The organism is Hominiventricola filiformis (assembly GCF_020686965.1).
Lineage (GTDB): Bacteria > Bacillota > Clostridia > Lachnospirales > Lachnospiraceae > Hominiventricola > Hominiventricola filiformis.
The window spans coordinates 55,271-78,875 of record NZ_JAJEPS010000008.1; the positions used below are offsets into that span (position 1 = coordinate 55,271).

A 23,605-nucleotide genomic window follows, 5' to 3' on the forward strand; every position below is an offset into this window, starting at 1 on the left:
GCGTACAAATGGATAGGATGGCGCCATTTTATACTCAATACTGTCTATGAAAAGTAAATAGCCGGGATCTGCCAGCATAGGGTTTGCTGGTAGGTGTCGTTATACCTAAAACAGGGCTAAATCTATATTTCAGAAATGGAGTGGTGGATTTAGTCCTGTTTTAATTTTACCCGAAAGGAGGCAAGTGCCTAACCCTGTTTTTTATCCAAAAACAATGTAACCAATAACAACAATTTTAACAAAGAAAGGAAATGCAAATATGTGCAAAGTATGGGGAGTCGTGACAAGAAAAGGTGGTGTGGGAAAGACCACAACTTCGACCACCATGGCATATCTGCTGGCCAAGGCAGGCTACAAGGTGGCATTGATTGATTTTGACGGACAGCGGCATTCAACGAAATTAAGCGGAGTCATGTTGCCAGAAAAACTGCCAATTACAATTTATGAGATCTTATCATCATTAGTAATGGGCGAGGAATTGCCAGAAATAGAGACATACATCATTCACACAGAGTCGGGTGTGGATCTGATACCAGCAAATAACAGACTGGATTATTTTGACAAGCTGATGTGCAATACAGATTTTGCGGAATACAAATTAAAGGAATATGTAGATACCATCCGAGACAGATATGATTATATTCTCATTGATGGTATGCCAAAGATGGGTACTGCGATGATCAATATTATGATCAGTTGTGATGGCTTGATTGTTCCGGTACAGTCGGAAACACTTGCAGTGGAGGGAATGGGCGAGTTCATGCGTGCATTTCATCGTATTAAGACACAGGCAAATAAGAATCTTGAAATTGAGGGCATTTTAATCACGATGGATAGCGAACGAACCAAAGTATCAAAGCGTGTAAAGGCACAGCTACAGGAGACTTTTGGAGAAAAGGTGCGTATATTCTCAAACTGTATCCCACGTACAATCCGTGTGCCGGATGCCGCAGACCACTGTATGACCATATGTGAATTTGAGCCAGATAACCCAGCATCGATTGCCTATCAAAATGTAGTAAAGGAGTTGACAAAACATGACAAGAAAACCGAAAATACCGGAAAGAGGTTCATTGCTTAATAACAGCATGGATGGAATGGATGAGCTGTTCAATTTCCAGACAAAGGAAGAATCAGCAGCGGAAAAACAAACGGAAAAAGTGTCTGGAGAAAACACGTTAGTGGAAATGGAGTTTGCCTATATGAGTGCATTTCCAGACCATAAATTCAAGTTATATACAGGACAGCGTTTAGATGATATGGTCAGCAGTATCAAAGAGTATGGTATCTTAATGCCGGTTATTCTTTGGCATCATGAAGGATTGTATATCATACTCAGCGGCCATAATCGTGTCAATGCAGGAAAGATTGCAGGACTTACGAAATGTCTTGTTATCATCAAAGAGAATCTTTCTTATGAGGATGCAGTACTGATTGTAACGGAGACCAACCTTCGTCAGCGTTCCTTTGACGATTTATCGCCATCGGAAAAAGCATATTGTCTGAAACAGCATTACGAAGCAATCAAGTGTCAGGGCAAGAGAAATGACCTATTAAATGAAATTGAAAACCTCTTAAACCCCAGTGAAATCAAGGAAAACGAGACACTGTCTGAAAATCAGAAAAGGTTGCGTTCAGACGAAAAACTGGGTGAGGAATATGGTCTGAACAGAGATAATGTTGCCAAGTATTTGAGGATAGCAACTTTGGTTTCACCGCTTTTGGAAATGCTGGATGAGAAAAAGATATCCATGAAATCAGCATATGATCTTTCTTTTGTAAAAGAGGAATTCATGCAGACCATGATTGCAGATATCTTAGTAAGTGGAGAGGTAGTGCTTGATACAAAAAAATCTGCACTGATTCATGATTATGCAAAGAATAAGACATTGACAGAGGAACGTATTGAACAGATCTTAAAAGGTGAGAAAACGAAAAAACCTAAGAGCACCGCTCCCCAGCCCATTAAAGTAAAGGGAAATGTGATCAGCCGCTTTTTTACCAAGCAGGAATCGAAAAAAGAGATCGAGGAGACGATAGAGAAAGCATTGGAACTATACTTCGCCAGAATGAGTGAAGAGAAGGAGCAGTTGGTTGGGTAAAGCCACATATCTTGCTGACCTCTATCAGAAGTCAGTTGAAATTTTGACACAGAACCGGACAGAGTGGATGGGACTGTTGTCCAGTGTGTCAAAGTACTATAAGTTATCTTTTGATAAGAATGTACTGATTTATGTCCAAAGACCAGATGCAGGACTGCTTGCCACCAAAATGGGATGGGAAAAGCAGACAGGGAGATATTTAAAGGCAGGATGTAAAGGCATTGGTGTTGTAGATATGGATAATCCAAAGGCAACACTGACCTACTATTTTGACCTTGCAGATACCCGTGGCAGTTATGATGGGTTCCGTGCCGCAATGAACGCAGTATGGGAACTGGAAAGACAGTATCAGCCAGAAATCATGCATCGTTTTCATATACAGTTTCGTACAGACACGACAAGTATTGAGAATTGTCTGTGCCAGCTGGTGCAGATGCAGGGCAAGGCATATATGGCAAAATACAATCCTAAGCTGGAAGTAAAGGATGAGAACAGTGTCTTGTATGGACTGCCTGAAAAAGCGGTACAGGAAGAGTTCGCAAGGCTTGTATCGGACAGTGCAGCCTATATTGTATTCAGAAAATGTGGTATCCAGCCAGATGTTTTTGAGGAAACGGGAGCATTTCAGAATATCAGTCATTTTAATAGCACTGAAATGTTCATGGCACTGGGGTATCATGCAACAGCGATTGCGAAACCTGTGCTGATGGAGATCAACAGACAGATTGAGGAAATCAAAGAAGAGAGGAGCAGGCGATATGAACAGAGAACCATTAGTGAAGATGGAATATATGACAGGAGCAGACGGAATGCAGTATCCGAATCTCCAGATATCGGCAGACGAGAAGTTCGACAAGAAGGAGACAGGCCGGTTCGGAAGCCAGTGGAAGGAGTACATGAAGGAGAAACATCCACAGAGACTGTCAGAACTGATAGCCACGGGGATGATAAACGAGATGATCTGCAAGGTGGACGAGGAAGCGGAACAGAAGAAAGAAGCCCTGATCCAGCAGTTATTGAATCTACAGCCTATGCCAGAGACAGAGGACACATTGGCCAGAGCAGGACACATGGAACTGATAACCAGACAGGCGGAAGAAATCATACTGGAAGAAGTGATCTATCAGGTCCGTTAAGTCAATCGAATAAGGAAACAGAGAGGGAACCCGATACGGCAGATGCTGTAGAGGGTTCCCTTTCTGTTTCCCAAGACGAACAAAATGCCCCCGCATTGGATTATACAGAGCCATCCGAAAGCGTAACAGCTGGTCAGCCACATAAGTACAGTGACAGAGAAATCAGATTATTTTATGAAAGTATGCTGACAGATACAGAACTGTATCCGATAGGACTGTACGATGCAATTAACATCATTTTTGCTGAGAACACATCGCTGAAAGAAAAAGCGGAAGAGGTCAAAGCAGTTTATGAAGAGTATGGGGACAGAAGAAATACAGCAAATAACAGTTGGACGGTGTTAAAGCCGGAAGCGATTCTGTTTCATTTTGGAGAAGGCGGTTTTACCCAGCTTACATGGTATGAGGCAGCCAATGTCATTGATATGCTCAGAGAGGCAGAGGAATATGTGCCTTATGAGGCGGTCACAGAAGAGGTCGATGAGATTGGAGATTTTAATATCCCAGATGAAGTTGCCCAAATGCAGCCTTCAGACAGCCAGCGTACAAGAATGGGACAGCTCAATCTGTTTGAAGCCTATCCTGCCCAATATGATACCGATGAGACAGACGGCACGCAGATCATAACAGACGAGCTGGACAGAGAAGAAATCAAGTCAGGTTATCTTCCATTTCCAGTAGGTACACATATCAGCTATGATGACCGAAATTTTGAAATCCTTGGGTATCTGGATGACAACCACACTGTTGAATTAGGGGATATCGAGCAGAGACAGGGACTGGACAGTTATAAGATACGGGAGCGCATTCCTGTAGATTTCATCAGATCAGCAGAGGTATTGAAAGAAGCTCAGACAGAAGAAAAAGAAAATGACCATGCCACAGAAATATTACAGAATACAAGTCAAAATGAAGCAGAGAATTATCACTTTCTTCCGGAACATCATTTATATGATGGCGGGCCCAAAGCGAAGTTTCGGAACAATGTAGAAGCCATCCGATTACTGAAAAGCCTTCAGGAAGAAAAGAGAATGGCAACCAGAGAGGAACAGCTTGTGCTTGCAAAATTTGTGGGCTGGGGCGGTCTTGCAAATGCACTCACACCAGAGAAGGAAGGCTGGGAAAAGGAGTATGAGGAAATCGAAAGCCTGCTATCCGAAGAAGAAATGCAGTCGGCATCCGCATCCACCCTGACTTCCTATTATACAGACCAGAACGTGATCAATTATATTTATAAAGCCTTGCAGAACTTTGGCTTTCAGTCAGGAAATATTCTTGACCCAGCAATGGGAACTGGAAATTTCTTTTCCGCACTTCCAGAGAGCATGAAACAGTCAAGATTGTATGGTGTGGAACTGGAACCGATTGCCGGGGAGATCGCAAGACAGCTATATCCCAAGGCAGATATTTTGGTAAAAGGGTTTGAAGATACCCAATTCTCCGATAGCTTTTTCGATGTAGTGGTAGGAAACATTCCATTCAGCAGAATCAAGGTCAGTGACAAGCGTTATGACCGTCACAACTTCCGCATCCACGATTATTTCATAGCAAAAAGTCTGGATAAGGTCAGGGCAGGCGGTATCATTGCAGTGATCACGAGCAAGTTTACCTTGGATAAGGAAAATCAGTCTGTGAGGAAATATATAGCACAGAGAGCAGAACTGGTTGGAGCTATCCGCCTGCCGGAGAATGCGTTCCGATCGATTGCTGGAACGGATGCAGTAACAGATATCCTTTTCTTGAAAAAGCGTTCACAGGAGATCATACCGGATGAATGGAACACACCATGGCTGTCCGTAGAAAAGGATGAGAACAACGTACCTTATAACAGTTATTTTATCGACCATCCAGAAATGGTACTGGGAACGATGGTACAGGAATCAGGCATGTATGGAAGCAGTGATTTTGTAAGCTGTAAGCCATTTCCAGATAAGGAATTGGGAGAACTATTAGAAGATGCCATTGGAAATCTTCATGCAGTATATGAAGAACCGGACACAGATCTGGCAGATGATAAAGATACCATTATAAAAGAGTGGCTGCCTGCGACACCAGATGTCAAGAATTACAGTTATGCAAAGGTAAATGATGCAATCTATTATCGTGAAGATTCCAGAATGTACCGCCAGGATATCACAGGGAAAAAAGCGGAACGTATCAAGGGCATTTTGGAAATCAAGACTGCGTTAAGAGAACTGATGGACTTTCAGCTTTATGGAGAACCAGAAAAGGATGAAGCAGAAGAGACGAAAGGATATGATGAACATCTGGCTGAATTGCTGGAAAATCTGAATCAGAAATATGATTCCTACACAAAGAAAAACGGATATCTGAACAGTCAGGGAAATGTCATTGCCTTTGCAAAAGACTGCGATGCTCCACTGCTCCGGTCCATAGAGGATGAAGTGAAAGATGAGACCGGTAAGAAGATAAAGGGCGAATACAAAAAAACTGCGGTATTCTTTAAAGCAACGATCAAGCCAAAAGAGATACCACAGACGGCAGATAATATTGAAGATGCCCTTCGCATCACGATGAATGTCAAAGGACGTTTTGACTTGGATTATATGCAGTATCTGTATCGGAAGAATGGCGGGATCACTACGAAATCGACAATCATCGAGGAACTTGGGGATAAGATATACCAGGACCCGGATAAATGGGAACCGGGAAACTCAGATACGGGATGGGTGCTTGCAGAGGAGTATTTAAGCGGTCATGTAAAGGACAAGCTTGCATCTGCAATCATCGCTGCTGACAATGCTCCAGACTTATTTCAGAGGAATGTGGAAGCGTTAAAGCAGGTACAGCCGGAACCATTAAAACCAGAGGATATCAGTTTTGTACTTGGTTCTACATGGATACCGGTCGAGTATTACCAGGACTTTATGTATGAGAAATTCCAGACCAGTACATCCAATAAGAAAAGATATATCCATATTGAATTTGCAGAATGCACGGGAACCTATTTTATTACGGAAAAAGGATTTGAAAAAGGTTCCATAGCAGCGAACACGACATATGGAACAAAACGCATGAATGCCTATGAGATTTTGGAGAATACCCTGAATCTTCGTTCAGTGGAAGTCAGAGATAAAGACGAATATTATGACCCTGACAGCGGAGAGAAAAAGATAAAATATGTGCTGAACAGGCAGGAAACGCTTCTGGCAAGAGAGAAACAGGCGCAGATAAAGATGGAGTTTGATAGCTGGCTGTTCGCTGATCCAGAACGAGGTACGGCTTTGACGCAGCTCTATAATGACCGTTTCAACAATATCCGTCCCCGTACCTTTAATGGAGATGACCTGATACTTCCAGACATGAATGAGAGCATTACATTAAGAAAACATCAAAGGGATGTGGTCGCAAGAGGAATCTATGATGACGGTAATTTATTAGTAGCACATGAGGTAGGCGCAGGTAAGACCATGACGGCCTGTGCCATTGCGTATGAAAGAAAAAGGCTTGGTATCTGTAATAAACCGATGATTGCTGTGCCAAATCATACATTGGGACAATGGGCAACCGAGTACATGCGTCTGTATCCCAGTGCAAATATTCTGGTGGCAGGAAAGAAAGACTTTGAAAAGAAGAACAGAAGGCGTTTTGTCAGCAGGATAGCAACAGGAGATTATGACTGTATCATCATGCCGCATAGTTCCTTTGAATTAGTGGGATTGTCAAGAGAACGTCAGCTATCAGCCATGCAGCGCGAGATAGATGAGGTCACGGTACAGATCGGCGCGACTAAGGCGATGGAAGGGAAGAAATGGTCACTAAAGCAGATGGAGATATTCCGTCACAATCTTCAGACCAGATTTGATAATCTGTATAACGCTGAAAAGAAAGACGATACCATCATTTTCGAGGAATTGGGCGTGGATAATCTTTTCGTAGATGAATCCCATACCTACAAGAACAATTTCAGCTACACAAAGATGCAGCGTGTGGCAGGTGTTGGTGGAAAGAACAGCCAGCGAGCCATGGATATGCATATGAAGTGTCAGTATATCAATGAGATCACCAAGGAACATGGAGTGACCTATCTGACAGGAACCCCGGTAACAAACTCCATGGCAGAATTATATGTCATTCAGAAAACGCTGCAGCCTACAGAAATGGAACGCAGAGGACTTCTGATGTTCGATGCATGGGCGAGTACCTTTGGCAGAGTGGAATCAGCACTTGAAATCAGACCCGAAGGATCTGGTTATCAGATGAAGACACGTTTTGCAAAGTTCCATAATATTCCAGAACTGTTAGGAATGCTTTTTATGGTCGCAGATATCAAGACATCCGATATGCTGAACCTTCCTATCCCAAGATTGAAAACAGGAAAGTTTCAGGTAGTAAAGACACGTATCACACCAGATCAGCAGGATATGATGGATGAACTGGTAGAGCGTGCAGAGGCAATCCGTAATCATGAGGTGGACAGCACAGAGGACAACTTCTTAAAACTTACCAATGAGGCAAGACTTTTGTCCGTTGATCCCCGCATTTTGGATGAGAGACTGCCCAGTGATCCGGATACCAAACTAAATACCTGTGCAAGAATTGTAGGGGAGATTTATAAGGAATCCACACCACAGGCATCTACACAGCTCATCTTTTGTGATAAGGGAACACCAAAGAAAGACGGTTCCTTTGATTTCTATCATGCATTGAAAGACGAAATGATTGCACAGGGAGTGAAGGAAGAAGAAATATTCTTTATACATGATGCAGATACAGATACCAAAAAGGCAGAACTATTGGAGAAGGTCAGAAATGGTACGATCCGTGTACTGATGGGAAGTACTGAGAAGATGGGGACTGGATTGAATGTGCAGGATAAGCTGTTGGCACTGCATAATCTGGATGCACCATGGAGGCCTGCTGACCTCACCCAGCGAAACGGACGTATTCTAAGACAGGGCAATGAGAACGAAGAAGTCTCTATTTTCAATTACATTACAGAAAAGACCTTTGATGCGTACTTATGGCAGATCTTAGAGCAGAAACAGAAATATATCAGCCAGATCATGACGGGAAGGTCCGCAGCCAGAAGCTGTGAGGATGTGGATGAGGTAGTCCTTCAGTATGCAGAGTTCAAAGCACTTGCGGTATCTGACCCAAAGATCAAGCGGAAGATGGAAATAGATAATGAAATCTATCGTTTGCAGACAGTAAAATCCGCATGGAAAACAGAACATACCAGCTTACAGGAAAAGATTGTAAGCCATTATCCGAATGCAATCAAACGCTATATGAACCGAATTGAGAAAGCAAAAATGGATGTGGAACTATTCAAAAGAGAGAAGCCTGCAAGTTTTTCCATGATATTAAATCATCGCACATTTGAGGAAAGAGTGGCAGCCGGGGAGTATTTGAAGATGATGCTGCCTAAGCTGGGAGGGAATGCCGGAGACATTTTGCAGCTTGGCAGTTATGCTGGATTTCAACTATTTGCAGAGCGTGACACGGCATTTAAAAAGGTATGGCTCTGCATACAGGGAGAAGGAAAATACAGTGTAGAAGCTGGAGATTCTGCTATTGGAAATATTACAAGGCTTGAGAACCTTGCAGACCGAATTGAGTCGGAGATGAAGATAGATGAAAATGATCTGGAAGAGACCAGACAGCAGTTCGAAGCTGCCAAAATACAGGTGGAGAGACCATTTTCCGAAGAGGAACGATTAGCAGAGCTATTGCAGGAACAGGTACAGCTGAATCTGGAATTGGAATTTGCAGAGGATGGAGGAGAATCAACAGAGAATGAAAGTGTACGGAAAGAAGGCAAGCTATACCGAGGGCTGCATAAACAGTTCCCGGAGATATTCAATAATACCTATACCTACATGAAGTTCAAGTCGTATGGTTTTGATGATCTTGTCTTAGAGAAGATTCCGGGTGGATACAGCATGGCACATTATTACAGTCAAAATGGCGATGCAATGAGAGACCCAGAGATCACATTTGACATGGATGATGAAAACAGACTGGTAAAGCCACTTTCCTTTCAACAGGATAATATGGGAATCTATTACAGGACGTGTGACCAACCAAAGGAACGTGTGGACGATTTAGTAGATTTCTGGAGTCAGTGGCTAAAGAATATCAGTGAGCAGGGATTTGAACTGTATGAGGCTCATGGAGCAGACACACAGTATCGTAATGCATCGGATATAGAGGAAGGAGAAGAAAGAGAATGAACCAGAAATATGTAATGGCATTGGTAGATGATGATGCGTTTTGCATCAGGGCTGATGGAATGAATGTGGCGTCATTTATTAAAGAATATGGAGAACTTGAAGATATTGCAATTATGACGATGCACAGATATCCATTGCTGAATACTCGTGGAGGATTTGTAGATCGTTGTTTTGACCAGGAGTATCTTGCAAAACAGCTTTTGCCCTGTCTGATTCCCATACAACAGGAGCAGATACCACCAGCAGAAATTGATTATCTGAAGTCATGGGATTTATTACCAGAAAATGCAGCACCAGTACCAGACTGGGACTGTGATAAGGGACATGGAATCTGGAACCTTGATATCCCAAAACCAGACCATGAGTGGAGTGCGGCAGAGGAATGGCCCGAGGAAGAAAATATGGAGGATGAAGGGATAGAACCATAAGAGTGGCAGAAGGAGGTAAAAGCAATGAGGAGTCAGGTGACACGGAAAATGCCCTTTACCGAAGAACAGATGCAGAAGATTTATAACACGAACATTATTGATTTTGCAAGAGAACATGGATTTGAAGTGGAAAAGGGCGATAAGGCCACGCTTCATGTGAAGAACAGCGGAGGATTATATCTGTTCAAGCATGGGCGTGGCTTTTACTGTTTTACAGAAGAAAAAGGTGGGAACATCGTAGAATTTGCCATGAAATATCTGAATATGGAGAAGCTGGAGGCTATGGAACTGATATTGGGCAGTAAGGCTTATGAGCAGACGACCCATGTGGTAGCGCCACAGGAAAAACCTGAAAGGGGAGAATTGCAGTTACCGCCCAGAGATCAGAATGACAGAAGAGTGTTTGCCTATCTGACTAAGACCAGAAAGATAGACCCAGAGATTGTGCAGGATATGATGAAACAAGGCAGAGTATATCAGTCAAGACAGGAAATAAATGGAAAAATTCGTGTCAACTGTGCATTTATAGGATATGATGAAAAGGAAGTACCAAGATATTGTGCACTTCGGGGGCCAAGTGCTGACAGCAGTTTTCGACAGGACATGGAAAATTCGGATAAGACATATGGGTTTACCATGACAGGACGAAGCCAGCGTGTATATGAATTTGAAGCACCCATAGATGCAATGAGCCATGCTACCTTGTGTAAGATGCAGGGAATAGACTGGAGAAAAGATTATCGTGTGTCAGAGGGATGTCTGTCCAGCAGAGCTTTAAGGCACTTTCTGGAACATCATCCAGAAATCAAAGAAATTGTGCTGTGCTATGACAATGATGTGGATGGCAAGCTGGCAGATGGTACACCGCATAATCATGGTCAGGTCAGGGCAGAAGAAGAAAAAAGGAATTTTGAAGCACAGGGGTATCGGGTATATATCCAGACACCCACACAGAAAGATTTTAATAAAATGCTGACTTCACTCTATGATAGACCAGCAGTTTACGTTGAGGAAGAAGCGGACGAAATGGAACGGTGAACAGGAAAGGGGCAGAAATAGCAGTGTGGAAATCTGAGAAAGAGGTTGAAGCAATCAAACATAAATATCCAAAAGGAACAAAGCTGGAACTTGACTTTATGGATGAGGAAGGAATGTTACCAGGACTGAGAGGTACAGTGGATTATGTAGATGATCAGGGGCAGCTGCACATGAACTGGGAAAATGGACGATCCCTTGCACTTGTGCCCGGCGAAGATGTTTTTCATGTATTATCAGAGAAACAGGACAATAAAAGTGAAAAGAAAGATCCAACAGATAGTTATATTGAATATCTGAACAGCAATATCTTGAATCGTATTGATTATGGACGATTGCAGGAATCTTATGATACAGAGGATAAGGCATATGCAAAAAGAATTTTGAATGCACTTCATCGGGCAATGGTACATGCCTATGGAACAGAAAATTTGAACAGTGATGTGGTGGAATATGCACTGATACCGGGTGTGATACAATCACGTAATACAGGAAATGTATGCCTTGCTTTATTGGAACTGGATCTTCAATCATCAGGAGAGCATTTTCATACTGGTTATCTGACTAAAATGGGTGTGTTGTCCTATGGAAATCCAGAACTTTCAAAGGAAGCACGTAACTTTATAAAGGAGATGTATGGACCATACGATTATGGATACACTGCTACGATACCAAATGATATCCATGTTTCACCAGAGACATTTCCACCAGCAGTCAAGGAAATCGTAAGTACCTTCCGAAATTATGAAGTGGAACTTTTAAATGAAGAGGAAATGTCGGAAGTGGAAGATTTAGAGCGATAGAAGACTTATAAAATGCGAGAATGCCTGATTGAAAGCAGAGTTTATCTCTGTTATAATTAGGCATTATAAGCGAGGAGATGATAAGATGGCAGAAGGCATGAAAAAATACATTCTGATGCATAAAAACATTTAGGTAGCAGATATGGAACTTGATGAAGCAACCTGTGCAGTTTCTGCTGTCAGTCATGTATATTCAGAAAGTCATGTTCCAGTAGGAATACCAGTGAAGAAAGGTGTGATTAACCGGGCAGCATTAAATGAATGGTGGAAAGGAAGAGCCATTCCTGCCAGTCGTGCCGGTATCCGAAATGCGCTGGAGCAACTTAATCTTTCCACAACACAGAAGCTGTTAGAAAAGTGTCTTGGACTCAGCCTTTCGGATCAGTACTGGATATGTCCTGCCGGTTCTGGAATAGAGTGGTCATAGGTCAACTTTTTGGAACACGCATTTTCCGATGATGTTGGTAATATCTTATTTGGTAAAGGTTCATCTAATGATAATATGAGTTTGATGTCCCCAGATAATACATCGGATGGATGGCTGAAGAAAAAGTGGAAAATCATGGATGGGAAACGCTGTTTAATCAAAGGTGGAAGTGGTGCGACACAGCAGGAACCACATAATGAGGTGCTGGCAAGCAGCATTATGAAACGCTTGGATATCCCTCATGTGGAATATTCATTACTGATAGAGGACGATTATCCATACAGTGTGTGCGAGGATTTTATCACACCTGACACAGATCTTATTTCTGCATGGCATTTGATGCAGACAGTGAAAAAGCCAAATCATGTATCTGTTTATCAGCACTATCTTGACTGTTGTAAGGCATTTGGAATTCCGGGAATCAAAGAATCACTTGACCGTATGATGATTCTGGATTATCTGATTGTGAACGAGGACAGGCATCAAAATAATTTTGGAGTAGTCCGCAATGCAGAAACACTGGAATATATTGGGGCTGCACCTATTTTTGACAGTGGCACATCACTCTGGTTTGACAAACCCACCATGATGATTGGAGCAAGGGCAAAGGTAGGATGTAAGCCATTTAAGACGGACCACGAAGAGCAGATTAAGCTGGTAAGTTCTTTTGACTGGCTTGATTTAAATGCACTCTATGGGATTGATGAAGAACTACGGGAACTGGTCAGAGGTTCTATGTTCATAGATGAGAAGCGGTGTGACGCACTTTGCAGGGCATTAAAAAGCAGGGTAGACATGCTGACAGATGTTGTAAATGAACAAAGAACAAGCTATGCAGTAGATGATTGTCAGGGCGATGTGAAAGAGGATATTGCTTATAGTGGTTTGGATGACGATATGGAGCGATAAATATTTGAAGTAAGATTGTCAACCCATCTATATTATTGGAAAGCGGGGGATGATTATGGCAAATGCAGTGATTAGCCCGAAATTTACCATTGAGGATATCCATAAAATTCGTGAAGAAAATTATGAGAAGACCAAAAACATGACCATGGCAGAAAAAATAGCTTATTACAATGGTCTGGGTAAAGAAGCGGCAAAAGAAATTGAAAAAAGAAAAACATTGATGCATGTTTAGACGAAATGCAGACAAGCGCACCTGTGGAGGGGAGACTTCTACAGGTGCTTTCTTTTGCCCATAATTACTGCAAACATGAAAATCAGTGCATATTAGGAAGGGAGAAGAATGCGGCCAGTATATGTGTGTCAGTTACCTGACAAGATGCAGGAAGAGCTAAGAGGCATTTTAGAACGAATCCTGTTATATCATTGTGGAAGTGTGGAAAAAGCGGAGGAATATTTTGGTACGAGTTTGGAAGAGGCAGTACAGAATGGGATGGATTCCAAAATCGTAGATGTGGATTGTGTGATTGATTCCCTTTGGAGTGGTGGAGAACTTGCATCTGATGCACCGGTGGAAGTACAGAATGATGCTTTGCGGTTACTGATGCTGATCAAAGAATCCAGAACATTGGATGTCGATGATACATTCCTCTATGCAGCAAAACAAAAATCAGATGAAGGACAAATGTATGAAACGGTCCATGCCGTACATTGCTATGGAGAGAACGACTTTTCTTTCTGGCAGGTCACGATTCCCTTGTATATGGTAAGGAACATCCTAAATAGTGCGGAAAACGATACTGGAACCATGGCGGATATCCTTGACAGACTGCCTAGAGGACCCGATCCGGAAGGAACAACCTTTCATTTTCTGTTCCCAAGGGGAGATGGATTTGCAAGATGTTCCATGGAAATGGGAGAACAGTTCTTTGATGAATATAACCACAGAGGCACTTCCGTAAGAGGCCCCCGTGAAGATATTGAAAAGGATCTTAGATGGATATTCAATCCAGGAGAGCAAAGCAATACTGAAACAGAGGAATCAGAACAGGAAAGGTAAGGGCGAAAATGGAAAAGATAAAAAGTATTGAGGTTGATAAATGGAGTGAACCGGATGAAAACCACAGAGTAAAGCATCTGGGGATGATTACCAGAGGAGAAGCATTTGAACAGTTAAAAGCACATCTGGAGAGTAAGGGATTGCTGCCGGATGAGTATTTTCTGCCAGGCATGGATGGAAAGTTAGAAGATGAACTGCCAGACTATGATATTGCCGAATGTGTGCCTAACTTTGGAGGCAGCGAGGGAATTTATCTTGATATCACACTGATATATGTTGAAAAAGGTAAAGTCCACAGAGATCGGTTCGCCACAGGTAAGACTTTAGAAGAAAGTGCAGATGCGTTCTTCAGAATGTCACAGATTGGTGCAGAGTGTTTACTTATGCTAAATGGCAGAGGATGCAGCTATGAAAAGAATAATCGCACTGTTGAACTAAGTGAGAATGAGGCAACGTTTTTGACTGGGTTTTTGCAGGAGAATCTACATCAAATATCTGAGGAACAGGATATTGAGGCAGTTGGCAGCATTATGGGAAAGCTGGAACCACAGGAGAAAAGTGTGTTGACAGAGGAGCATTTGGCAGGGAACAGTCTGGATATGGAGCAGGAGAGATGATTTCTTTTCCGCTTTTTTGAGAAAGGACGCTCTGCGTCCGGGGGATGCCGCAGGCACGCCCCGGACTTGACACCAAGCTCAGCTTGGTGGTTAAGGCAGGAATAGGTGGGTTCCACCCACCGAGAAAACAGCTTACAGGCAAAGCCTGTAACGGGGTTCTTAGGTAAGATAGGGTATTCCAAAGAGAACCCATGAGAAACATAGAGAACCGGAAGGAGGTTTGCAATTTGAAACAGGCAGTGTTTCATGGACAGGAGATGTGGATTGGAATTGCGGATGTTGCATCTGGAACAATCAGGGAGACACATACGTTAGAAGAAGCAAAGAGAGCAGACTTTCATACCTGCTTTTATTTCTCCGAAGAGTCAGAAAAAAAACATGAGAATAAAGATGGAATATTTTTCTGGGTACAGGATGGGAAAGTGGAATTGGAGTATAACGATCTGTCTCCTTATGAAAAAACATTATTGGAGACTCAGATTAAAGCACAGGTCATAATATTGGATCAGGATGAAAGTGTCCTGAGGAAAACCATGTTGTCAGAACGGCAGGAAAACAACAACCGTGATGGGAACAGAATGCAGATACAGATTTTATATAGCTGTAATGAATGGAAAGAACATTCCAGTATGAAAATTGTGTGTGCTACTACGAATCCAGAAGTATTGTATGCCTTGATAGGGGAAAGCATTAAAGCAGGAGATATGGAGTATGGCTGTGAGGATAAAGAAAAAGGATGGGAACTTTTTCAACAGGACTATGGAAAGCAGCAGATCAGACTTGAGCTGTTACAGTATGGATTTGTGGAAAGTATGCCGAATTTGTCTATATCAGATAAGACATCCATCCGGAATTATTCAGAAGTGTATCTTGTTTATACGGCACTGCATAATCAGAGGGCAGAGGAGATTTTAAGACCGCTGCATCTGGATAGGCAGTGCCTTATTTATTCTATGGCAGATGTTCATAGCGATTATGGCAGCAATCAAATCATTCTGTCTGGGTTTGGAAAAGAAGAAGCACTTAGGGCATCGGAATTATTTGAGGCATATGAATCAAATGAAGATTATCTGGAACTGAAAGTAGAAGTCAGTACTTATAAAGTAGGAAAAGGAAACATACGAGAGTGCAGTAAAGAAGAAGCCAGACTGATTGAAGAGAACTTTCAGGATGTAATAAATCTTTATGAGACCAGTCTGCTGTCATCGGCATATTATGAAACCTGTATCGAACGTGATCTGGAAGAATAAGAGGTATCTATGGCAAAGAATACACAAAAACGCTCCATCAATTTCAGTACAGAGACACTGGAATCCTTGGATAAGCTGGCAGCCAAGAAGCATACGACAGCATCGGAACTGGTAAGGGGATATGTTGATAAGGGTCTTTCTATTGAAGGAAATCGGGAGGACATAGACTTCATAGCACAGATAATCCGACAGGAACTGACAGCAGTGTATCATGTGGATGAAATCAAAGCTATTGTGGATCATGATGCTGACCGATTAGCAAAAATGCTAATGAAGGTAGGAAAAATCAACGGTGCAATGTTCTTCTTACTGATCAAGGTATTGATGAACCTTGCCAATGAAGGCAGTGAGGACGACTTTGACCAGATGCTTTCCGAAGCAGTAAAACTGGGAGTCGATTATATGCAGAAAAAGGATTTTCAGATCAACAGCTTTTTAGAGGATACCGGTAATTTAAGAAATACAGCAGATAAATTATAAAACAGAAGAGTAAAGATTGGAGGATTGAAATGTTATCCTATGAAGAATTTAAGGAAAAACTGGTAACGGAAGTGACCGTATATGCACCGGAGAAATATAAGAATGCCATAGTCGATATCATGGGTGTTCCAAAGGCAGAGGGAAATGTAGATGCAATCATTATGCGTATGCCGGATAGGAATAGTGGTGCATCATTAAATTGTAAAGATCTATATGCAGATTATGTGAAAAGCAATTCTTTTGAGAAAACAATGATTAGATGTTTACAGTCTCTGATTCCTTACCTGAAAAGAGATGATGAGATTGATATTCAAAAAATAATGAATTGGGAAGAGGTAAAGGAAATCATTGTCCCTGAATTGGTGTGTACCAGACGTGCAGGAGAGAATTTAGAAGATCTTATCTATCGTAATGTGGAAGGAACAGACCTTGCAATTATTTATCGTGTCAAACAGCAGGTTGCAAATATCGTTGGCAGTATCAAGGTAAGTAAGCAGATGATGGAAACGTGGGGAGTGGACGAGAACCGCATACATGAATTTGCTTTTCACAATATGAATCAGTTGAGTACGCTTCAGATTGTTGAGTTAAACAGTGATTTTGCTATGCCGGAGGAGACATTTTCGGAACTGCCAGAGAAAATGAATAAATACAGCAGTTATGTATTTACCAACAAGGAAGCATTTTATGGGGCTGCCACAATTATGGAAGAAGGTATGCTTCATAGTATCGCAGAGCGATTACAGGAAGGTTTCTATCTTTTACCAATGGATGTAGATAATATTGTGGTCTATCCGGAAGGAATGATGAAAAATTTAGAATCCATACATAGTATGGTCCTGATACATAATATTCAGTGCTTAGAGCCAGAAAATTATCTCTCAGATCAGGTATATTACTACAGCAAAGAAAAAGGGGAACTTTCCATGTCAACAAATCCGGAAAATACACAGGATGTCATTATCAAAATTCTTCAGCAGGCAATGGAATGTTCACCGGGAAAGAAAGAAGATTATGGAGAAGAGCGCTAATGGGGAGAAAATGCTGCCAGCAGATTATGATAAGTTGGACTATGAAGAGATAAAGGACAGGCTTTGTATTACCCTTCACAGCAAAGAACAGAGAATAGAGCAGCTCAAAGGCAATCTGTCTATGGATATTGAAGGAACAGATCTCACGGCAGCTATTCGGATATTCACTGGAAAAAAAGATAATGAGAATGGGTATTTTGGAATTGAACCACGTTACCTGGAAACATGGGGAAAGACACTTGAGGAAGTATACCAACAGGCACTTCAAAATATGCCCCGGCTTTTTCCACTCAGGATCATGGAAATGGATGAGATGATAGGACGGCTGATATTTGGATTAGATGATGTGGAACAGGATAGTGAAAGTCTTGAAATCGAATTTGAACCATACAAAATGTATGTTTTGTCAAATGATACAAAAACAGACGGCGCAGCAGCAATCCTCTATCCGGGATTACTGGAGAAACTGGCATCAAACATGCAGAGCAATATTTTCATCTTACCAAGCAGTGAGCATGAAACACTATTAACGAAAGATACCGGAGAAATCAGTGCCAGGGATTGGCAGAGCGTAGTGATTCAAGCGAATCAGCAATTGTTTTCACAGGATATTTTGTCGGACGAGGTGTATTGCTATGATTATCAGGAACATATGCTAAAGATGGTAACAGATCCAGAGCAGACAAAGGAATTGAGAGCACAGTTGCAGCAAATGTGTTGTTGTGTGGATGCAACAGGAGCAAATACGCAGGAGTATGAGGAAGAAGATTATGGAGAAGAACAGTAACCAACCACTAAATCAGGCAGAGAGATACCAGTATCTTATAGGGCTGACCGAAGGAAAGCAGTTAGACGCAGACTATCGGGCAGCCTTTTATATTTTATCCAGTGTACCGGAAATGTTCGAAGCAGCTGCAAAGTGCGTGGACCATGAAGGAATCACGTTTGATAAGATCAAGAGACTTTGCAAGGGAAAACTGGAAGAAAGTCAGATGCACCTTTTATCCCTTGCACATAATGTCTTTGCATGGAACAGCAGGACAAGCCCTACACCACACGAACTTTCCAGATTAGGCTATCCGTGGTTGGAAGTTGCCTTAAATGCGATCTTCATATCAGGTGGCAACATGAAGGTGCAGATACAGAAAAATGAGAAGGGCATACCAGAGCTGTTGCTAGATGTGTCCTCTTATGAAAAGACAAAGCAGTTTCACGAAAGATTTCAACAAATGCAGAATGACTTAGACGATGAATTTGATGAAGAAATGGAGCAGTAACGTATGATTGATGTTTTTATAGAAAATGGACGCAACACCCTGCACACCCAGTTCCCACTTAGAATGGACGACCTTGCAGAACAGCTTGCATCAATTGGTGTCCGTCAGTCTGTTGCACAGATTACAGCAAAAGGCACGGATACACTTAAAATTGAGATGGAAGGTCTGGAAGATATTGGCAATGAGATTGTTTCACGAGTTGGAGCAGAAGATAACCTTGCAGACGTGGTCCGAGCCTGCCATGCAGTTAGAAGAGCCTGCCCTTATGGATATTCTGAATTTTTAGATATGCTGCACCCGGAAGAGAACGGAGCATTTCATTTTTATCAGAAGTATGATCATATGGGAGCAAGCAGTAAAGAAGGAATACCAGGGTTGATAGAAGAAGTCGTGCGCTATAGTGCAGCAATGTCTGAATATACCAGAGTATGCAACGAGGAAGAAGAGGCAGAATCGCAGAATCTTGACGATGAATGGGAACGATAGGATAAGGAGTACATCCGTATGTCAATTCTGTTTTATAAGCAGAGGCACCGCAATCCGAATTTTAAGGATACGGCAGGTGCGAATTATGCACATATCCGCTACATTGCCACCAGGCCAAGGGTTATGAAGAATGAAGCCGGCAGTCATGGCCTTTTTGGAAAACTGGAACCGGGAACACTGACAGAGTTTGAGGACTGGAAAGAAGTTGCCAAAAAGGTATATGCCAACTCAAAAAAAGGAATCGTGATGTACCGCAGTGTCGTATCCTTCACAGAAGAGACCGCAAAAGAATTACTGCTGAAGGATCAAAAAAGCTGGCAGAGGTATGTAGAAAATCACATCATGACCATTGCAGAAAAAAATGGCATCAAACGGGAACATCTGCAATGGGCAGCATCCGTCCATGGGGAAAAGAGCCACCCACATGTGCATATCGTGTTCTGGGATAACACAGTCTGTGCAAAGAATCCTTTTACCAGTCCAAAGATACCGGATGCGATCCGAAAACAGATGATCAAGGACACATTTTCGGAGAAGATACTTGCTTTTGCAAAACAGAAGGATGAAGCCATAAAAAATATGCGTCAGATCACAAATGAGCTGGTGGCAGAGTTTGAAAATGACTTACGGTGCAGAAATCCGGGCAGATATAAGATGGCTGGAAAAGTATTAGAGGATGAGCTTGAGATGGGAATATCCTTTGATACGAAAGTGCTGGAGCAGTTGGCAGATAAGCTGTTCGCATTAAGAGACCTGATCCCGGAGCAGGGAAGAATCGCCTACCAGCTATTGCCACAGGACTGCAAAGAAATGACAGATCAATTGGTAGAGTTTCTTTTGTCAGAAGTTCCAGAAATCAGGAAATGTTTTGACTGCTATGTAGATGCAAAATATAAGCTTTCAGAACTGTATGCTACAGATAACAAATGGCTGAAATCCCAAAAGGAAAAATATGGGAAAGAGGCTAAAAAGATACTGGCGAACCGTATCTTATCAGGGGTAAAGACTATCTGTCGTTTGGAAAAGGAAGAGAAGGGCGCCGCTTATCTTGCAAAACATCGGGAGTATTTGGCATCAAGGATCATAATGGAGGCTATGGATATGCTGGCGCAGGCTGCATCGGAACAGGAAGAAGCATTTAACAGGCAACAGAATATAGCAGGTGAATTGTCGAAGGAGGCAAAAAAGGAATTGTTTATAAAGAATCAGGATAAAGGATATGAACATTGATAAAAAGGTATCTGCAAAGCAGGGACATCCATGTACTGGGTGTCCTTATATCTTTGCAGGGAAAAGGAAAGGCTGCATCATGGGAGCAGTTCCCGGTGACTGTGCATGGTATTTCTATAAAAGACTGATGGGGCATAGTGATGCGTTCCGTCCAGTCGAGGAGATACAGAAACAGTATAGGGAATCTGTAAGGAAGAAGTCAGATGCAGGAAAACAGTTAGAAAAAGGAATGGAAATGTTGCTCGTGACAGCAGAAATGAAATATGGAGCGAAATATGCCGCTGAACTTAGAGAGAAAGGATATGTATGAACCCAGTAGAAAAGAATTACCTGAAAGAATTGCTGGAGTATATCGGACTTGATTTGAGAATGGATGATAAGGAATCGGAGTATTCAATTATCTGTGATGCAGAGGGGATTGCGTATGCAAGGGTCAGGGATGGCGGTTATCACATCAATGACAGTGTTCCGTTGGAAAAAGAATACCAGATCCAGGATGCGATACAGCGAGCCTATGGTTTTCGGGTACAGTTTGAAAGGTCTGAAAGCTTGGATTCGCTAGGAGTAAATGGATATCGGAAAATCGGGGGTTTTGGTGATGCGGTACTTGCAGCAAAGCTGATGCAGGACAACCGCATGGAGTATGTGGTGTGGAACTATGATGCGAACAGGAAGGGGCTGAACCAGGGCGCATACTGTTCCCAGCTGGAAACAGCTAAAATGAAATTATTGGAGAGAGAACATATCCTGCCCTTTGGTTATAAGCTGTTGAATGTGACTGAATTTACCAGATATGAACAGATGAAAGAAAGTGAAGAAGTCTTGAACGCAAGCTGGGAAGATGAAGAAATGGAGAGGTAAGATTACATGAAATCAAAGGTAGAGTTTTATAAAGCATTTTTTGAAGAATTGGAGAAAAAAGGGTTTGGTGTAGATAAGCCATCATCCCCGGATTATGTGGTGGATATTCTTTTTAAAGGGAAAACGGTTGCATTTTATACCAAGAATGACATGATCGAGAAAAATCCCTTTGAGGATATCCCGGAGAAACAGATGGAACGTTTATGGAGTATTGCAAAGGCTACGGTCAGCTTATGCGGTATCTGTAATGACAAGCCTTATGATGATCAAAAGACAGAAAAACTAAACAATAACGTGATGAAGCTCAACGAGCATAACGGTGTGATTCTTGCCTGCAAGCAGCATCCCCTTCTAGGATATGTGCTTTCAACCTATAAACAGGATACACAGAACAATAACAGACCAATTCAGAGACAGTATTTTTATAACAAAGAGGAAGCATTTGAGAGTTTTGCAGTGCGGAGCGGTCTTGTTGACGAAAAGAAGTTATTTACGGAGAGTGAATTAAAGATTCTTTATGACGGCTTGATAAAGGTCAGCACACAGGATGAGTCTTTATCCCAGGACCAGTTGGAAGAGGTAGGAAAACTGGTGAACCGTATGGAAGAGTTATTGCCGGAACTGCATAAAGAAGAAAAAAGATTTGATATGTCGAAGCTATTAGATGCCATTTCCTTTGGAAATATGGGAAACGGCATGGAAAGATAGGAGGCGGTCAGTATGCAGCCACAGGGCGAAAGTATCTGGGGCAATATCAATCTCTGTATTGAAATTGCGCTGGATATTTACTTTATGATCGGGGAGAACGGGGAAGGGATTGTTGTGCCCAAGGAACGTGCAGAGGAAGTCTTTTCAGAAAAGACAGTCGAGGCAGGAAAGGAAGCAGACGGCTGTCTGTATTATCCCAAAGGGGACACCATGGAAATGCCATTGTATGAAATGATGCAGAAAAGAGCAGCCCTAGCCAGAAAAATGGAGATTGCAGCCGCAAAACAGATGGAGCAGATCAGAGGAAATGGTTCAGGCGCAGCGGACAGCCTTTTTGCAAAGATTGCACCGCCAGCAGAGACAGAGTATGTTATCTGTTGTGCGCGGGATGGCATTTATCTGACTGGTGGGAATGAAATGCAGCTGCTTGTGGCAGAACAGCTTGCAGAACATTTTCTGACACCTTATGCCTGTGAATTTGCCAGAAATGAGAACGGATATTACCATTTTCCCCTACAGGCAGGAGCGATTGCTTTACATGAATTAAAGACTGTGTTTCCAGAATGCAAAGAATGGATCATATCAGAAGAAAGTCTGAATGCTACGATATGCCAGTGTTATCCAACCTATCGGACGGATTACAATGCGATCGTGTCAGAGCAGGAGCAGATACCAGATGTGAAAGCACCCATCAATCTATTTCTACAGGAACAGCTTGATCAAGAGAAGTCACAGATGCAGAACACAGAGCAGGAAGAGAAACTACAGGAATTTGAGGAAAACATGACACAAGAAGAAAGTCAGGGATATGAAGAGGATGATGAGTATGGAGAACAGATTGAGTTTGGCTACTGAAGGGAAAGGAAGGCAGATTGAAGCTTGTATATTTGTGCAGTCCCCTTCGTGGGAACTATGAAGAGAACATGAAACGTGCCACAGAATATTGTAAAACGGCAAGTGAATTGGGCGTGATCGCATTTGCGCCCCATCTGTATTTCACACAGTTCTATCGTGATACCATTCCAGAGGAAAGGGAAAAAGGATTGCAGTTAGGGCTTGCCATGCTGGATAAGTGTGAGGAACTATGGGTCATGGGAAATAGAATCACACAGGGAATGGCTTCTGAAATTGCATATGCAAAGGAGCATCATATCCCTATCTTTGAGATAGAGCATCCAGAGGAAAAGGAGTTTTATCCAATCAGTGCAGATGAGAACCAACTGCTGGGGCGTCATTCCTGTGAGCCGGATAGTCAGGAACAGAATTATGAAGGCAAGATCTTGGTCATGAATTATGATGCCCTAAAAGAAGAATACCGAAGCAGACCATTTCAGTTATGGCTTGCAACAGGCGGTTTTGGGTGCAGTCCAAGTGCCAGAGGCAGAAGAGTGTTCGCAACTAATATGTATGATGGGGAACAGACCAGCTTTTACCGGCAGGATTTTGCAGGAATCGTAAGAAAGGAAGTTTTGGAAGAAGTACAGAAACAGTATCAGTTCGGATATACCAATCAGGAATCGCAGAGCACCAGTGAAACAGAAGAGGAAGGGATAGAGCCATAAAGAAGAAAG

Annotated in this window: 23 protein-coding genes; all 23 read left to right on the forward strand. The window is 42.3% G+C overall.

What is annotated here, in order from left to right:
• Window positions 1–259: 259 nt before the first annotated feature.
• The gene (locus LKD36_RS09410; RefSeq protein ID WP_055163393.1) at window positions 260–1,081 is read left to right on the forward strand and encodes a ParA family protein; all 822 of its coding nucleotides are present in this window, start codon (window positions 260–262) and stop codon (window positions 1,079–1,081) included.
• Window positions 1,038–2,102 carry a ParB N-terminal domain-containing protein gene (locus LKD36_RS09415; RefSeq protein ID WP_055163390.1) on the forward strand — a complete coding sequence of 355 codons (1,065 nt, stop codon included), beginning with the start codon at window positions 1,038–1,040 and terminating at the stop codon, window positions 2,100–2,102. Before LKD36_RS09410 ends, LKD36_RS09415 begins: the two co-directional genes overlap by 44 nt.
• On the forward strand, window positions 2,095–9,435 hold the full coding sequence (locus LKD36_RS09420; protein ID WP_308459473.1) for a DUF6908 domain-containing protein: 7,341 nt from the start codon (window positions 2,095–2,097) through the stop codon (window positions 9,433–9,435). Before LKD36_RS09415 ends, LKD36_RS09420 begins: the two co-directional genes overlap by 8 nt.
• On the forward strand, window positions 9,432–9,863 hold the full coding sequence (locus LKD36_RS09425) for a hypothetical protein (protein WP_055163386.1): 432 nt from the start codon (window positions 9,432–9,434) through the stop codon (window positions 9,861–9,863). Before LKD36_RS09420 ends, LKD36_RS09425 begins: the two co-directional genes overlap by 4 nt.
• A gap of 24 nt (window positions 9,864–9,887) precedes the next feature.
• Window positions 9,888–10,901, forward strand: coding sequence for a DUF3991 and TOPRIM domain-containing protein (locus tag LKD36_RS09430; RefSeq protein WP_055163384.1), 1,014 nt, complete (start codon window positions 9,888–9,890; stop codon window positions 10,899–10,901).
• Window positions 10,898–11,701: a DUF4314 domain-containing protein gene (locus LKD36_RS09435; RefSeq protein ID WP_070104448.1), complete on the forward strand. Its 804-nt coding sequence runs from the start codon at window positions 10,898–10,900 to the stop codon at window positions 11,699–11,701. Before LKD36_RS09430 ends, LKD36_RS09435 begins: the two co-directional genes overlap by 4 nt.
• Window positions 11,702–11,843: 142 nt before the next feature.
• Window positions 11,844–12,128 carry a hypothetical protein gene (locus LKD36_RS09440; RefSeq protein ID WP_243086208.1) on the forward strand — a complete coding sequence of 95 codons (285 nt, stop codon included), beginning with the start codon at window positions 11,844–11,846 and terminating at the stop codon, window positions 12,126–12,128.
• Between the two features lie 84 nt (window positions 12,129–12,212).
• Entirely contained in the window at window positions 12,213–13,037 is an 825-nt protein-coding gene (locus LKD36_RS09445; RefSeq protein ID WP_331465209.1) for a HipA domain-containing protein, read from the forward strand.
• Between the two features lie 55 nt (window positions 13,038–13,092).
• On the forward strand, window positions 13,093–13,269 hold the full coding sequence (locus LKD36_RS09450) for a hypothetical protein (protein WP_182382492.1): 177 nt from the start codon (window positions 13,093–13,095) through the stop codon (window positions 13,267–13,269).
• 108 nt (window positions 13,270–13,377) lie between these two features.
• On the forward strand, window positions 13,378–14,094 hold the full coding sequence (locus tag LKD36_RS09455) for a hypothetical protein (RefSeq protein WP_118583254.1): 717 nt from the start codon (window positions 13,378–13,380) through the stop codon (window positions 14,092–14,094).
• 8 nt (window positions 14,095–14,102) lie between these two features.
• Window positions 14,103–14,711, forward strand: coding sequence for a hypothetical protein (locus LKD36_RS09460; RefSeq protein WP_055163378.1), 609 nt, complete (start codon window positions 14,103–14,105; stop codon window positions 14,709–14,711).
• Window positions 14,712–14,938: 227 nt separating this feature from the next.
• Window positions 14,939–15,961 carry a hypothetical protein gene (locus LKD36_RS09465; RefSeq protein WP_055163376.1) on the forward strand — a complete coding sequence of 341 codons (1,023 nt, stop codon included), beginning with the start codon at window positions 14,939–14,941 and terminating at the stop codon, window positions 15,959–15,961.
• Between the two features lie 9 nt (window positions 15,962–15,970).
• Window positions 15,971–16,441, forward strand: coding sequence for a hypothetical protein (locus LKD36_RS09470; RefSeq protein WP_055163374.1), 471 nt, complete (start codon window positions 15,971–15,973; stop codon window positions 16,439–16,441).
• A 29-nt stretch (window positions 16,442–16,470) separates the two neighbouring features.
• On the forward strand, window positions 16,471–17,472 hold the full coding sequence (locus tag LKD36_RS09475) for a DUF5688 family protein (RefSeq protein WP_055163372.1): 1,002 nt from the start codon (window positions 16,471–16,473) through the stop codon (window positions 17,470–17,472).
• A complete protein-coding gene (locus LKD36_RS09480; protein ID WP_055163370.1) occupies window positions 17,456–18,259 on the forward strand; it encodes a DUF5688 family protein in 804 nt (267 codons plus the stop codon). Before LKD36_RS09475 ends, LKD36_RS09480 begins: the two co-directional genes overlap by 17 nt.
• Window positions 18,243–18,749 (forward strand): hypothetical protein, encoded by a 507-nt coding sequence (locus LKD36_RS09485; protein WP_055163368.1) that lies wholly within the window; start codon window positions 18,243–18,245, stop codon window positions 18,747–18,749. The genes LKD36_RS09480 and LKD36_RS09485 overlap by 17 nt, the downstream gene beginning before the upstream one ends.
• 3 nt (window positions 18,750–18,752) lie before the next feature.
• Entirely contained in the window at window positions 18,753–19,235 is a 483-nt protein-coding gene (locus tag LKD36_RS09490; protein ID WP_308459475.1) for a hypothetical protein, read from the forward strand.
• A gap of 18 nt (window positions 19,236–19,253) precedes the next feature.
• Complete coding sequence (gene mobP3, locus LKD36_RS09495) at window positions 19,254–20,465, forward strand: MobP3 family relaxase (protein ID WP_308459476.1); 1,212 nt, start codon at window positions 19,254–19,256, stop codon at window positions 20,463–20,465.
• Complete coding sequence (locus LKD36_RS09500) at window positions 20,455–20,775, forward strand: hypothetical protein (protein WP_308459477.1); 321 nt, start codon at window positions 20,455–20,457, stop codon at window positions 20,773–20,775. The genes mobP3 and LKD36_RS09500 overlap by 11 nt, the downstream gene beginning before the upstream one ends.
• Window positions 20,772–21,326, forward strand: a complete 555-nt coding sequence (locus LKD36_RS09505) for a hypothetical protein (protein WP_055163360.1) — start codon at window positions 20,772–20,774, stop codon at window positions 21,324–21,326. Before LKD36_RS09500 ends, LKD36_RS09505 begins: the two co-directional genes overlap by 4 nt.
• A 6-nt stretch (window positions 21,327–21,332) precedes the next feature.
• The gene (locus LKD36_RS09510) at window positions 21,333–22,034 is read left to right on the forward strand and encodes a hypothetical protein (protein WP_055163358.1); all 702 of its coding nucleotides are present in this window, start codon (window positions 21,333–21,335) and stop codon (window positions 22,032–22,034) included.
• Window positions 22,035–22,046: 12 nt separating this feature from the next.
• Window positions 22,047–22,889, forward strand: a complete 843-nt coding sequence (locus tag LKD36_RS09515) for a hypothetical protein (RefSeq protein ID WP_055163356.1) — start codon at window positions 22,047–22,049, stop codon at window positions 22,887–22,889.
• Between the two features lie 17 nt (window positions 22,890–22,906).
• Window positions 22,907–23,596 (forward strand): DUF7768 domain-containing protein, encoded by a 690-nt coding sequence (locus LKD36_RS09520; RefSeq protein ID WP_118763615.1) that lies wholly within the window; start codon window positions 22,907–22,909, stop codon window positions 23,594–23,596.
• The last annotated feature ends 9 nt before the right edge of the window (window positions 23,597–23,605 follow it).

Coding starts and splice junctions, on each gene's coding strand:
- LKD36_RS09455 (WP_118583254.1), top strand. CDS start 13,378: ATGCGGCCAGTATATGTGTGTCAGTTACCTGACAAGATGCAGGAAGAG.
- LKD36_RS09500 (WP_308459477.1), top strand. CDS start 20,455: ATGAACATTGATAAAAAGGTATCTGCAAAGCAGGGACATCCATGTACT.
- LKD36_RS09505 (WP_055163360.1), top strand. CDS start 20,772: ATGAACCCAGTAGAAAAGAATTACCTGAAAGAATTGCTGGAGTATATC.
- LKD36_RS09430 (WP_055163384.1), top strand. CDS start 9,888: ATGAGGAGTCAGGTGACACGGAAAATGCCCTTTACCGAAGAACAGATG.
- LKD36_RS09480 (WP_055163370.1), top strand. CDS start 17,456: ATGGAGAAGAGCGCTAATGGGGAGAAAATGCTGCCAGCAGATTATGAT.
- LKD36_RS09510 (WP_055163358.1), top strand. CDS start 21,333: ATGAAATCAAAGGTAGAGTTTTATAAAGCATTTTTTGAAGAATTGGAG.
- LKD36_RS09515 (WP_055163356.1), top strand. CDS start 22,047: ATGCAGCCACAGGGCGAAAGTATCTGGGGCAATATCAATCTCTGTATT.
- LKD36_RS09415 (WP_055163390.1), top strand. CDS start 1,038: ATGACAAGAAAACCGAAAATACCGGAAAGAGGTTCATTGCTTAATAAC.
- LKD36_RS09440 (WP_243086208.1), top strand. CDS start 11,844: ATGGAACTTGATGAAGCAACCTGTGCAGTTTCTGCTGTCAGTCATGTA.
- LKD36_RS09450 (WP_182382492.1), top strand. CDS start 13,093: ATGGCAAATGCAGTGATTAGCCCGAAATTTACCATTGAGGATATCCAT.
- LKD36_RS09485 (WP_055163368.1), top strand. CDS start 18,243: ATGGAGAAGAACAGTAACCAACCACTAAATCAGGCAGAGAGATACCAG.
- LKD36_RS09445 (WP_331465209.1), top strand. CDS start 12,213: ATGTCCCCAGATAATACATCGGATGGATGGCTGAAGAAAAAGTGGAAA.
- LKD36_RS09460 (WP_055163378.1), top strand. CDS start 14,103: ATGGAAAAGATAAAAAGTATTGAGGTTGATAAATGGAGTGAACCGGAT.
- LKD36_RS09490 (WP_308459475.1), top strand. CDS start 18,753: ATGATTGATGTTTTTATAGAAAATGGACGCAACACCCTGCACACCCAG.
- mobP3 (WP_308459476.1), top strand. CDS start 19,254: ATGTCAATTCTGTTTTATAAGCAGAGGCACCGCAATCCGAATTTTAAG.
- LKD36_RS09425 (WP_055163386.1), top strand. CDS start 9,432: ATGAACCAGAAATATGTAATGGCATTGGTAGATGATGATGCGTTTTGC.
- LKD36_RS09410 (WP_055163393.1), top strand. CDS start 260: ATGTGCAAAGTATGGGGAGTCGTGACAAGAAAAGGTGGTGTGGGAAAG.
- LKD36_RS09470 (WP_055163374.1), top strand. CDS start 15,971: ATGGCAAAGAATACACAAAAACGCTCCATCAATTTCAGTACAGAGACA.
- LKD36_RS09475 (WP_055163372.1), top strand. CDS start 16,471: ATGTTATCCTATGAAGAATTTAAGGAAAAACTGGTAACGGAAGTGACC.